Here is a 12,531-nt window from a genome sequence, read left to right as displayed (position 1 = left end):
TAAGATGCATTTAACATGCAACAATTAATAACACGAAAGGAAGACCTGCCATGCTTGATGCTCATACTATCGCCACCGTTAAAGCCACGATTCCGCTGCTGGTGGAAACCGGCCCAAAGCTTACTGCCCACTTTTATGACCGGATGTTTGCCCATAACCCGGAGCTGAAAGAGATTTTTAATATGAGCAACCAGCGCAACGGCGATCAGCGTGAAGCGCTGTTCAATGCCATTGCCGCCTACGCCAGCAATATTGAAAACCTCCCTGCCCTGCTGCCGGCGGTGGAGAAAATCGCCCAGAAGCACACCAGCTTCCAGATTAAACCTGAGCAGTACAACATTGTCGGCGAACACCTGCTGGCGACTCTGGATGAGATGTTCAGCCCTGGCCAGGAAGTGCTGGACGCGTGGGGCAAAGCCTACGGGGTACTGGCAGGCGTGTTTATCAAGCGTGAAGCAGAGATCTACCAGGATAACGCCGGCAAAACCGGTGGCTGGGAAGGCACCCGCGCCTTCCGTATCGTGAAGAAAACCCCGCGCAGCGCGCTGATTACCAGCTTTGAAATGGAACCCGTAGACGGCCAGCCGGTAGCGGATTACCAACCGGGCCAGTATCTGGCGGTATGGCTGAAGCCCGAGGGCTTTGAGTTTCAGGAAATTCGTCAGTATTCACTGACCCGCAAGGCAGATGGCAAGGGTTACCGCATTGCGGTGAAGCGCGAAAATGGCGGCCAGGTATCAAACTGGCTGCATAACGAGGCAAAAGAAGGTGATATTGTCCATCTGGCCGCGCCGGCTGGCGACTTCTTCCTCGACGTGTCGCCACAAACGCCGGTGACCCTGATTTCCGGCGGCGTCGGCCAGACACCGATGCTGGCGATGCTCGACACGCTCGCGAAGAATCATCATCCGGCGCAGGTGAACTGGTTCCACGCCACGGAAAACGGCGAGGTTCACGCCTTTGCCGATGAAGTCAACGCGCTGGGCGCAGAGCTGCCGCATTTCACTTCACACCTGTGGTATCGCGCGCCTACCGAGGCAGACCGTCAAGCCGCCGCTTTTGATAGCGAAGGGCTGATGGCGCTGGAACCACTGGCCGCGAATCTACAGAACCCAGAGATGCAGTTCTACCTCTGCGGCCCGGTTGCCTTTATGCAGCACGCGGCCAAACAGTTAGTGGCGCTAGGCGTCAGCAGCGATCGTATTCACTATGAATGCTTCGGTCCGCATAAAGTACTGTAATCTTTTCTTTCCAGACGGGCATATTTTGCCCGTCTTCCTCCCCCATCGTACGCTCTGCAAGGTCAAAAAACCGGACAGCGAATTGTGTTATGATTAATCTCCTGTCCCATTTTTTATCCTTTGGCGATTCATTTATATGCAACAACCGGTTGTACGCGTTGGCGAATGGCTGATCACGCCTTCTATTAATCAAATCAGCCGCGCAGGCCGACACCTCACTCTGGAACCGCGATTAATCGATCTGCTGATGTACTTTGCCCAGCATCCGGGGGAGGTACTGAGCCGTGATGAACTGATCGATAACATCTGGATGCGGAACATCGTGACCAGCCATGTGGTCACCCAGAGCATTTCTGAGCTGCGCAAATCGCTGCGTGACGGCGACGATGGGCACATTGATTATATTATTACCGTTCCCAAACGCGGCTATCAGCTCACGGCTGAAGTCACCTGGCTTGATGAAACAGAAGAGAATCAAACACCTGAGGCACCGGTCGTTTCGCCAGCCCCCACGGCTGCGCCGGCAAACGCGTCAGCGGCCCCGCGACTCAAAGCGAAACGCCGCTGGTACTCCAACGTCTGGACTCAGTTTGCCTTCCTACTTTCGTTGGGCGTGCTGATAGCGATGGTGTTACTGACCGTCATTCGTCCCCATCCGCAGATCACCCGCTCACATCTGTTGCTGAACCCGCGCGACATCGACGTACGCTTTGAGCCGGGCGCATCGTGCAATAACTGGGTATCACAGCAGGCCTACGCCATTGGGCTGGGAACGCTGATCACCACCTCGCTGAATACCTACTCCACCTTTATGGTGCATGACAAAACCAACTACAACGTCAATGAGCCCAGCAGTTCCGGGAAAACGCTGACCATCAGCTTCGTCAACCAGCGTCACTACCGCGCCCAGCAGTGCTTTATGTCGGTACTGTTGGTGGATAACGCCGACAGTTCAAAGATGCTTGATAAGCGTTATTTCGTCACCGACGGAAACCTGGTGTCTATTCAGCGCGATCTTTTTGACAGCCTTTCTACCGCGCTGACGCAGCCATGGCCAGCACAGATGCAAACCATGCTGGCACATCTGGATATGCCCCAGCCGATGTCACTCGCCCAGTTCTATCAGGCACTGTTATTAATTTCCCAGGGCGACGCGCCGTCTTTAACTAAGGCGAGCGCCATGCTCGACAGTATTATTAAGCTGTCGCCCGATTTCGCCTATGGCTATGCCCAGAAAGCGATGGTGGATGTATTACGCCATTCGCAGCAACCGTTTGATAGCAGCCAACTGGTGGCGTTAAGCCATGAATTAGATCACGTGGCCAACATGCCGGAACTGCAAAATAGCGCAGTGCTTTATCGAATTCAGGCAATTGATGCGTTAGGCAAAGGCAGTATTGATAACGCGTACGAGGCTATTAATAAAAGCATTGAGCTGGAAATGTCATGGCTTAATTATGTGGTGCTGGGAAAAGTGTACGAAATGAAAGGTGAGAGTCGGCTTGCCGCTGATGCCTATATCACCGCCTTTAATTTACGCCCCGGCGACAATACGCTGTACTGGATTCAGAACGGAATATTCCAGACATCGATAGAAAAAATTGTTCCTTATCTGCAAACCTTCCTGTCTAAAACCGCTTAGCGGGCGTTGACCGTCATTATCATGGTTAAATAAGGGCACGCAAGATGTAATATTGATGTTGTTGCAAGGTTTTAATTGTTACCTTGTAGCAACATCTCCCCTCCAGCAAGGACAAACCCTACTCCATTGTAATTATTAAACATTTACCTTTTCGTGATATAAACTTTTTATCCTGACATGTTAATGCAAAAAGCTAAACACCTCATCTTTTCGATGTTTGTGTTTATTTCACTTTAACTTTAGGACTTCTCTTAGCCTGCTCAGTAATATTGCCGTCAGTTGGTCGGGTCGCTCGCCATAGCTCACCTCGCGGTCCGCACTTAAAAATACTGCTCAGGAGAAACGAACATGAGTTCCGCTAAGAAGATTGGGCTATTTGCCTGCACCGGCGTTGTCGCCGGGAATATGATGGGGAGCGGCATTGCCTTATTACCTGCAAACCTCGCCAGCATCGGTGGTATTGCAATTTGGGGCTGGGTAATTTCTATTATTGGCGCAATGTCGCTGGCATATGTTTATGCCCGACTGGCGACCAAAAACCCGCAGCAGGGTGGCCCAATTGCCTATGCGGGTGAATTATCTCCGGCATTTGGTTTCCAGACCGGCGTACTTTATTACCATGCCAACTGGATTGGTAACCTGGCAATCGGGATTACCGCCGTCTCTTATTTATCGACCTTCTTCCCAGTATTAAACGACCCGATTCCAGCGGGTATCGCCTGTATTGCCATCGTCTGGCTGTTCACCTTCGTGAATATGCTCGGTGGAACCTGGGTAAGCCGTCTGACGACCATTGGTCTGGTGCTGGTGCTTATCCCGGTTGTCATCACCGCCGTTATCGGCTGGCACTGGTTTGATATGGCAACCTATCAGGCTAACTGGAACACCTCGGCAACCACCGATCCGCACGCGGTGATCAAAAGTATTCTGCTGTGCCTGTGGGCGTTCGTCGGCGTGGAATCTGCCGCTGTCAGTACCGGTATGGTGAAAAACCCGAAACGTACCGTACCGCTGGCCACCATGCTCGGTACCGCGATTGCGGGCGTGATTTACATCGCCGCAACCCAGGTGATCTCCGGTATGTATCCGGCTTCCGTGATGGCCTCTTCCGGCGCGCCGTTCGCCGTCAGCGCCTCGACTATCATGGGTAGCTGGGCTGCGCCAATGGTGTCTGCCTTTACCGCCTTTGCGTGTCTGACTTCTCTGGGCTCCTGGATGATGCTGGTTGGCCAGGCAGGCGTTCGTGCCGCTAACGATGGTAACTTCCCGAAAGTGTACGGCGAAGTCGATAAAAACGGCATCCCGAAAAAAGGCCTGCTGCTGGCCGCCGTCAAGATGACCGCGCTGATGATTATCATCACCATCATGAACTCCAGCGGCGGTAAAGCCTCTGACCTGTTCGGTGAACTGACCGGTATTGCGGTTCTGCTGACCATGCTGCCGTACTTCTACTCCTGCGTTGACCTGATTCGCTTCGAAGGCTTCAACATCCGTAACTCGGCGAGCCTGGTGTGCTCCGTGCTGGGCTGCGCGTTCTGCTTTATCGCGCTGATGGGGGCCAACTCCTTCGAGCTGTCCGGCACCTTTATCGTCAGCCTGGTCATCCTGATGTTCTATGGCCGCAAAATGCATCAGCGTCAGCATGACGACCACGACAACAAACCGGCTGAAGCGCTCTAACCGCTAACTCCCCTATTTCTACAGGCCCTTCCTCCCCTGCCGCTAACGCGGTGGGAAGGGCCTCCTTTACCTGGAAACATGACTATGACTATGAACGTTATTGCTATCATGAACCACATGGGCGTCTACTTTAAAGAAGAGCCTATCCGTGAGCTTCACCGCGCCCTGGAAGGCCTGAACTTCCAGATTGTTTACCCGAATGACCGCGAAGACCTGCTGAAGCTGATCGAAAACAACGCCCGTCTGTGCGGCGTGATCTTCGACTGGGACAAATATAATCTCGAGCTGTGTGAAGAGATCAGCGCGATGAACGAGTACATGCCCGTTTACGCTTTCGCGAACAGCTACTCCACCCTCGACGTGAGCCTCAACGATCTGCGCATGCAGGTTCGCTTCTTCGAGTATGCGCTGGGCGCCGCCGACGATATCGCCGCGAAAATTCGCCAGAACACCGACGAGTACATCGACACCATTCTGCCGCCGCTGACCAAAGCGCTGTTCAAATACGTTCGCGAAGGAAAATACACCTTCTGTACGCCAGGCCACATGGGCGGTACCGCCTTCCAGAAAAGCCCGGTCGGCAGCATCTTCTATGACTTCTTCGGCCCGAATACCATGAAGTCTGACGTGTCGATTTCCGTTTCCGAACTGGGTTCTCTGCTCGATCACTCCGGCCCGCACAAAGAAGCGGAAGAGTATATTGCCCGTGTCTTTAACGCCGAACGTAGCTACATGGTGACCAACGGCACCTCTACCGCCAACAAAATCGTCGGCATGTACTCCGCGCCGGCGGGCAGCACCGTACTGATTGACCGTAACTGCCACAAATCGCTGACCCATCTGATGATGATGAGCGACATTACGCCAATCTACTTCCGCCCGACCCGTAACGCCTACGGCATCCTGGGTGGAATTCCGCAAAGCGAATTCCAGCACGCGACGATTGCTAAACGCGTGAAAGAGACGCCGAACGCCACCTGGCCGGTACACGCCGTTATCACCAACTCCACCTACGACGGCCTGCTGTACAACACTGACTACATCAAGAAAACGCTGGACGTGAAATCCATTCACTTCGACTCCGCGTGGGTGCCTTACACCAACTTCTCGCCGATTTATGCCGGTAAATGCGGGATGAGCGGCGGCCGTGTGGAAGGTAAAGTGATCTATGAAACCCAGTCTACGCACAAACTGCTGGCCGCGTTCTCTCAGGCTTCGATGATTCACGTGAAGGGTGACGTCAACGAAGAGACCTTCAACGAAGCCTACATGATGCACACCACCACCTCTCCGCACTACGGTATCGTGGCCTCCACCGAAACCGCCGCGGCGATGATGAAAGGTAATGCCGGTAAGCGCCTGATTAATGGCTCTATTGAACGCGCGATCAAGTTCCGTAAAGAGATCAAACGTCTGAAAGGCGAATCCGAAGGCTGGTTCTTTGATGTCTGGCAGCCGGATCATATCGATGGCCCGGAATGCTGGCCGCTGCGCTCCGACAGCCCGTGGCACGGTTTCAAAAACATCGATAACGAGCACATGTACCTCGACCCGATCAAAGTCACCATTTTGACCCCGGGGATGAAGAAAGACGGCACCATGGACGAGTTCGGTATTCCGGCAAGCCTGGTGGCGAAGTATCTCGACGAGCGCGGCATCATCGTTGAGAAAACCGGCCCGTACAACCTGCTGTTCCTGTTCAGCATCGGGATCGATAAAACCAAGGCCCTGAGCCTGCTGCGCGCGCTGACCGAGTTCAAACGTGCGTTCGACCTGAACCTGCGTGTGAAAAACATCCTGCCGGCGCTGTACCGCGAAGCACCGGAGTTTTATGAAAACATGCGTATTCAGGAACTGGCGCAGAATATCCATAAACTGGTTGAGCATCACAACCTGCCGGACCTGATGTTCCGCGCGTTTGAAGTGCTGCCTGAAATGGAGATGACGCCGTATACCGCGTTCCAGAAAGAGCTGCACGGCGAAACCGAAGAGGTTTATCTGGAAGAGATGGTTGGCCGCGTCAACGCCAATATGATCCTGCCGTATCCTCCGGGTGTTCCGCTGGTGATGCCGGGTGAAAAAATCACCGAACAGAGCCGTCCGGTGCTGGAGTTCCTGCAGATGCTGTGCGAAATCGGCGCGCACTATCCGGGCTTCGAAACCGACATCCATGGCGCTTATCGTCAGGCTGACGGCCGTTACACCGTAAAAGTACTGAAAGCTGAAAACAGCAAATAATAAAAAAGTAGAGGGAAGCGGCGTGCCGCTTCCCTTTTTTCACGCCGCAAGGAGTTCACATGAAAACACCCTCACAACCGCGCGCGATCTATTACATCGTGGCGATTCAAATCTGGGAATACTTCAGCTTTTACGGCATGCGCGCCCTCCTCATCCTTTATCTCACCCACCAGCTCGGCTTTAACGACAGCCACGCAATCAACCTTTTCAGCGCTTACGCTTCTCTGGTCTATGTGACCCCTATTCTGGGCGGCTGGCTCGCCGACCGCCTGCTCGGCAACCGCACGGCGGTAATTGCCGGTGCGTTATTGATGACGCTCGGCCACGTGGTGCTCGGTGTCGAATCTGACGCGACCTGGAGCCTGTATCTGGCGCTGGCGATAATTATCTGCGGCTACGGCCTGTTTAAATCCAATATCAGCTGCCTGCTCGGCGAGCTTTACGCGCCGGACGACCATCGCCGCGACGGCGGTTTCTCGCTGCTGTATGCCGCGGGTAATATCGGCTCCATCGCCGCGCCGATCGCCTGCGGGCTGGCGGCGCAGTGGTATGGCTGGCACGTCGGTTTTGCGCTGGCGGGCGTCGGGATGTTTATCGGCCTGATGGTGTTCTTAAGCGGCCACCGTCACTTCCGCCACACGCAGGGCGTGAACCAGCCGGCATTACGCGCAGTCAGGTTCGCGTTACCGACCTGGGGCTGGCTGGTGCTGATGCTGTGCATCGCGCCGCTATTCTTTACGCTGCTGCTGGAACATGACTGGTCAGGCTATCTGCTGGCGCTGGTCTGTGCGATTGCCGCCGGCATCGTCGCGCGAATCATGCTGCGTTTTCCGCAGCACCGCCGCGCGCTGTGGCAAATCGTTCTGCTGATGCTCACCGGTACGCTGTTCTGGGTACTGGCGCAGCAGGGCGGCAGCTCTATCAGCCTGTTTATCGACCACTTCGTCAACCGCCGCTGGCTGAATATCGAAGTGCCGACCGCGCTCTTCCAGTCGGTCAACGCGATCGCAGTCATGGCGGCTGGCGTGCTGCTGGCCTGGCTTGCGCGTCCGGAAGGCGGCGCCAGTTCGACGCTGCGAGTGTGGCTGAAGTTCGCCTTTGGGCTGGCGTTGATGGCCGCAGGCTTTATGCTGCTGGCGCTGAACGCGCGTGGCGCCCAACTTCACGGACAGGCGTCGATGGGGATGATGATCGTAGGTCTGGCGCTAATGGGGTTCGCGGAGTTGTTTATTGACCCGGTAGCGATGGCGCAGATTACCCGTCTGAATCTGCCCGGCGTTACTGGCGTACTGACTGGTATCTACATGCTGGCGACCGGCTCCGTCGCTAACTGGCTGGCGGGCGTGGTGGCGCAAAAAACCACCGAATCACAGATCAGCGAAACGGCGATCGACGCCTATGGGCACTTTTTCTCACAGATGGGGGAATGGACGCTGGGTTGCGTGGCGCTCATTGTGGCGCTGGTCGCGCTGCGCCGCCTGCTCGGTAGCCCGGCAGCAGCATTAACGGAATAACGTGATGAGCTGCCTGCATATCGCCGCAGGCAGCTGACTACGGGCTTAGATAGCCGCGTCGTCCTCTTCGCCGGTACGGATACGAATCACGCGCGCCACATCAAAGACGAAGATTTTACCGTCACCGATTTTGCCGGTCTGGGCGGTACGGATAATGGTATCCACACAGGTATCGACGATATCGTCGGTGACCACGATTTCAATTTTTACTTTCGGCAGAAAGTCGACCATGTACTCGGCGCCGCGGTACAGCTCGGTGTGGCCCTTCTGGCGACCAAAGCCTTTCACTTCCGTTACCGTCATCCCGGTGATGCCCACTTCCGCCAGCGCTTCACGGACGTCATCCAGTTTGAAGGGTTTAATAATCGCATCAATCTTTTTCATGGTGTTCCTGTCGTTTTTATCGCGTAACCGGTTGCTTACCGTATCATAAATCACTCGTATGTACGGTGCTACTCTTTAAAATCGTTGGCGTCCAGTTCATGGCGCGAGAGTAATTTATAGAACTCAGTGCGGTTGCGGCCCGCCATCCTCGCGGCGTGGGTAACGTTACCTTTGGTGATTTGCAGCAGCTTGCGCAGGTAGTTGAGCTCAAACTGATTACGCGCCTCAACAAAGGTCGGCAGCGCGGTGTTTTCCCCTTCCAGCGCCTGTTCCACCAGCGCATCGCTGATCACCGGCGAAGAGGTCAGCGCCACACACTGCTCAATCACGTTCACCAGTTGACGCACGTTACCCGGCCAGTTGGCCGCCATCAGGCGCTTCATCGCATCGGTAGAAAACGCGCGCACAAACGGTTTGTGCCGGTCGGCGGCCTGGCGCAGCAGGTAGTTCGCCAGCAGCGGGATATCTTCGGTACGTTCGGCAAGCGTTGGAATCTTCAGATTCACCACGTTCAAGCGATAGAACAGATCCTCACGGAACTCGCCGCGCGCCATCGCCTTCGGCAGATCGCGATGGGTGGCGGAAATAATCCGCACGTTAATGTCCAGATCGCGGTTGCTGCCCAGTGGGCGCACCTTACGCTCCTGCAGCACGCGCAGCAGCTTCACCTGCAGCGGCGCGGGCATATCGCCAATTTCATCAAGAAACAGCGTGCCGCCCTCAGCCGCCTGGAACAGCCCCTCACGATTGCTGACCGCGCCGGTAAAAGCCCCGCGAGCGTGACCAAATAGCTCGGACTCAAGTAGCTGTTCCGGCAACGCGCCGCAGTTAATCGCCACAAACGGCTTCGCGTGGCGCGGGCTGGCATTGTGAATCGCCTGCGCCAGAATTTCTTTGCCGGTGCCGCTCTGGCCGTTAATCAGCACGCTGACGTCCGATTGCGCCACCATTTGCGCCTGCTCCAGCAGGCGCAGCATCAATGGGCTACGGGTAACGATGGCTTCCCGCCACTGCTCATCATTGGCAGGCGAAGAGCGTTCTAACGCCTCGTCGATAGCCTTATAGAGCGCGTCTTTATCCACCGGCTTGGTTAAGAAGCTGAAGACGCCTTGCTGAGTGGCGGAGACCGCATCCGGAATAGAGCCATGCGCCGTGAGGATAATCACCGGCATACCTGGCTGTACTTTTTGAATTTCGCTGAACAGCTGCATGCCGTCCATTTCGTCCATGCGCAAATCGCTAATCACCAGGTCGATACGTTCTTTTGCCAGTACGCGAAGCCCCTGCTGACCGCTTTCCGCCGTATCCACCCGGTAGCCCTCGCTGACCAGGCGCATTCCCAGCAGCTTAAGCAGGCCGGGATCATCATCCACCAGCAGCAGGTGCGCAGGTTTACGGTTACTCATGTTTATCCTCATCAGATGCCGCCGGATGTGACATATCAGCGCCCGGCTTACGGCTGGAAAGCTGGCGTTCAATGTCCGTCAGGTTTTGCAGTTTGCGGGTGGTGAGGTCCAGCTCAGCCTGGAGCTGCTGCTGTTGCAGACGCAGCGCGTCCAGCTGACCATCGCTGGTTTCCTGCAGTTTGCTATAGCGCAGGCGCTCTTCGGATAATGACAATTGCAGCGCCTGACCATCGCGCCATACCTGGTAGAGCGGACGAATGCGAGTAGGAATTTGCGGGCTCAGCGCGTCAATATCGTTGACCAGTTGACGCCGCTCTGCGGGGGCAATTTTGGCATTCGCCAACAGGATGCCGCGCTTAAACGCGCCCTGCCAGCTGTCGGCAGCCAGAGAGCTCGCTTCAGAACGGGCGCGGGCCGCCGTTAGACGGTCGGCACAGTCCATACCGCGCAACCAGTAGAGTGGATTGTTTTCGGCAGTACCGCCGTTTAGCGACCAGATATCATCGCAATCGGTCGACAGGTAATCCGCCACCTGCTGGCGCGGTTCGCTGACCTCGCCGCTGGCCCCCGCATTGTGCGGTAGAAGCGTGGCGTTACATCCGGAGAGCATCAGACAGGCCAGGCCTAACAGGCCGTCTCGCCACTGCCGTCGTCGTTGACCCGTACGTGCTAATCGTTGGGGCATAGTCACTCGATATCGATTCAGGTGATTGTTTTTTCAAGCCCAGGGGCCGGAAGCTCGATGCGAAAACAGACGTTGCCGTCCTGAGGATCAAGAAGATGCAGTTCGCCGTGCATTTTGCGCACGGAATCGCGCGCAAGGCTTAACCCCAGACCGCTCCCTTTCACCGCGCCTTTGCGCTGTTGGCTGCCCTGGAAGAAAGGCTCGAAAATCATTAATTTTTCTGCGTCCGGGATAGGTGAGCCGGTATTGATAACATCAATATAGACCCGAGTCCCTTCCCGACGGCTTCGGAGATAAATGTTACCGGATTCAGTGCCGTAGTGCACCGCATTCGAGTAGAGATTATCCAGCGCATTCATTAATAGCGTTGGCTCCGCCAGACAGCCTGCCGCCTGCAGGTCGACCTGCGTGTGCATCATTTTAGCTCGCGCTGGCAGGCTGTGCGCGGAAACCACCATCTCAACCAACGGCGCCAACGCCACATACTCCATCCGCACCGCGGTTTCACTGAGTTTACGGTTATAGTCCAATAGCTGCTCGATCAGCGTTTGCAGGTTACGGCTGCTGCTATCAAGAATGGCTACCACTTCTTTTTGCTCGGCGCTGAGCGGCCCTACGACCTGATCGGCCAGCAGTTCGGTACCTTCACGCATGCTGGCCAGCGGCGTCTTTAGCTCATGGGAAAGATGACGCAGAAACTGATGGCGCTGGGACTCCAGCCACGACAGACGCTCGCTGAGCCAGATAATACGCTGCCCGACGGATCGCAGCTCGCGCGGCCCACGGAACATCACCTCGCCGTCCAGCGATTGCCCTTCCCCTAATCGGTTAATCATACTCTCAATGCCCTTCACCGGCCCGATAATCATGCGGGTGAACAGCAGCACCATGGCCAGACTCACCAGGAACAGCACCAGCGCCTGCCAGCCAAAGAACTGACCGCGCTCGGCAATCGCCTGCTGTAGCTGCTGCCCACGGGAGAAGACCACGGTGCGAGTGGCCTGCACCATCTCGGCGTTAGCGGTAGAGAATGCTTCCAGCCGGGCCAGCGCCGCCTTCTCCGGGCCGCTGTTGGTACACTGAAGCTGCGTCAGGTCGTGCAGATTCTGGCGCAGCCGCTGGTAGAGGGTTTCATCAGGCAGCACGCCCGCGTGTGCGTCCAGCATATCGCTATAGCGCTTACGTTGATTCTGATACACCTTTGCCAGCGTCGGGTCATCCAGCACGCAATACTGACGGTAGCTCCGTTCCATATCCAGCGCGACGTTAGCCATCGCTTCGCTACGACGAGCATCGATAAGCGTGGTACGGTTAGTCTGTTCAGCCTGCGCGCTCAGTATGTTCAGGCTCTGCCAGGCCTGCCACGCCAGTACCAGCAGCGGCAGCAGAATCAGCAGAAAGGCCAGCGTCACCAATTGGCGCAGCGATCGGGGCGAAAGAGAGAGGCGTTTCAACGGAGGTGTCTCAGTAAATCAACGTACCGGCATGCTAACTGAGGATATCAGCGAGGGAAAGGCCAGAAATAACAAAGCCGGGCAAAAGCCCGGCTTTGTATGGAATAAGGCGGTGCCTAACTCAACGTTTCGCCCGATGGTTGATAAAGCAGCGCTATTATCAGTTGCTGGACGGCAGGCACCTTGTTGTGCGTCATTCGAAGTTTATGTAGCACGTCCCGAAGGGGCTGACATAAGAAGGTGAATGAGCCACTGGTTAATATTATGCACGATGTGTGCCAATATAC

The 12,531-nt window shown here is 55.7% G+C and carries 9 protein-coding genes; 5 read left to right on the top strand and 4 right to left on the bottom strand.

What is annotated here, in order from left to right; translation table 11 throughout:
• Positions 1-50: 50 nt before the first annotated feature.
• The 5 genes from hmpA to dtpD all read left to right on the top strand — a co-directional run bounded on the left by hmpA (position 51) and on the right by dtpD (position 8,315).
• Positions 51-1,241, top strand: coding sequence for an NO-inducible flavohemoprotein (gene hmpA / locus NNN71_RS00045; protein ID WP_271457620.1), 1,191 nt, complete (start codon positions 51-53; stop codon positions 1,239-1,241).
• 136 nt (positions 1,242-1,377) lie between these two features.
• On the top strand, positions 1,378-2,883 hold the full coding sequence (gene cadC, locus NNN71_RS00040) for a lysine decarboxylation/transport transcriptional activator CadC (RefSeq protein ID WP_271457619.1): 1,506 nt from the start codon (positions 1,378-1,380) through the stop codon (positions 2,881-2,883).
• A 348-nt stretch (positions 2,884-3,231) separates the two neighbouring features.
• Complete coding sequence (gene cadB, locus NNN71_RS00035) at positions 3,232-4,563, top strand: cadaverine/lysine antiporter (RefSeq protein ID WP_163448301.1); 1,332 nt, start codon at positions 3,232-3,234, stop codon at positions 4,561-4,563.
• A 90-nt stretch (positions 4,564-4,653) separates the two neighbouring features.
• A complete protein-coding gene (gene cadA, locus NNN71_RS00030) occupies positions 4,654-6,801 on the top strand; it encodes a lysine decarboxylase CadA (protein WP_163448342.1) in 2,148 nt (715 codons plus the stop codon).
• 59 nt (positions 6,802-6,860) lie between these two features.
• Entirely contained in the window at positions 6,861-8,315 is a 1,455-nt protein-coding gene (gene dtpD, locus NNN71_RS00025) for a dipeptide permease DtpD (protein ID WP_271457618.1), read from the top strand.
• A 45-nt stretch (positions 8,316-8,360) separates the two neighbouring features.
• Here the strand turns inward: dtpD and glnB are convergent, their stop codons facing one another.
• The 4 genes from glnB to qseE form a co-directional block, all read right to left on the bottom strand.
• Positions 8,361-8,699: a nitrogen regulatory protein P-II gene (gene glnB, locus NNN71_RS00020; RefSeq protein ID WP_002914032.1), complete on the bottom strand. Its 339-nt coding sequence runs from the start codon at positions 8,697-8,699 to the stop codon at positions 8,361-8,363.
• A gap of 68 nt (positions 8,700-8,767) precedes the next feature.
• Positions 8,768-10,105, bottom strand: a complete 1,338-nt coding sequence (gene glrR, locus NNN71_RS00015) for a two-component system response regulator GlrR (protein ID WP_163448303.1) — start codon at positions 10,103-10,105, stop codon at positions 8,768-8,770.
• Positions 10,098-10,790 carry a two-component system QseEF-associated lipoprotein QseG gene (gene qseG / locus NNN71_RS00010; protein ID WP_163448304.1) on the bottom strand — a complete coding sequence of 231 codons (693 nt, stop codon included), beginning with the start codon at positions 10,788-10,790 and terminating at the stop codon, positions 10,098-10,100. The genes glrR and qseG overlap by 8 nt, the downstream gene beginning before the upstream one ends.
• A gap of 17 nt (positions 10,791-10,807) precedes the next feature.
• Positions 10,808-12,244, bottom strand: coding sequence for a two component system sensor histidine kinase QseE/GlrK (gene qseE, locus NNN71_RS00005; protein WP_271457617.1), 1,437 nt, complete (start codon positions 12,242-12,244; stop codon positions 10,808-10,810).
• Positions 12,245-12,531: the final 287 nt, after the last annotated feature.

Origin of the sequence: Kluyvera sp. Awk 3, from assembly GCF_028069715.1 — a bacterium.
GTDB lineage: Bacteria > Pseudomonadota > Gammaproteobacteria > Enterobacterales > Enterobacteriaceae > Kluyvera > Kluyvera georgiana_A.
The sequence above is the reverse complement of the archived record's forward strand: the minus strand, read 5'-3'. Positions and strand labels throughout refer to the sequence as shown.

Excerpts from the sequence above, each read along its gene's own strand:
- hmpA (WP_271457620.1), top strand. The coding sequence starts at position 51 with ATGCTTGATGCTCATACTATCGCCACCGTTAAAGCCACGATTCCGCTG.
- cadC (WP_271457619.1), top strand. The coding sequence starts at position 1,378 with ATGCAACAACCGGTTGTACGCGTTGGCGAATGGCTGATCACGCCTTCT.
- cadB (WP_163448301.1), top strand. The coding sequence starts at position 3,232 with ATGAGTTCCGCTAAGAAGATTGGGCTATTTGCCTGCACCGGCGTTGTC.
- cadA (WP_163448342.1), top strand. The coding sequence starts at position 4,654 with ATGAACGTTATTGCTATCATGAACCACATGGGCGTCTACTTTAAAGAA.
- dtpD (WP_271457618.1), top strand. The coding sequence starts at position 6,861 with ATGAAAACACCCTCACAACCGCGCGCGATCTATTACATCGTGGCGATT.
- glnB (WP_002914032.1), bottom strand. The coding sequence starts at position 8,699 with ATGAAAAAGATTGATGCGATTATTAAACCCTTCAAACTGGATGACGTC.
- glrR (WP_163448303.1), bottom strand. The coding sequence starts at position 10,105 with ATGAGTAACCGTAAACCTGCGCACCTGCTGCTGGTGGATGATGATCCC.
- qseG (WP_163448304.1), bottom strand. The coding sequence starts at position 10,790 with ATGCCCCAACGATTAGCACGTACGGGTCAACGACGACGGCAGTGGCGA.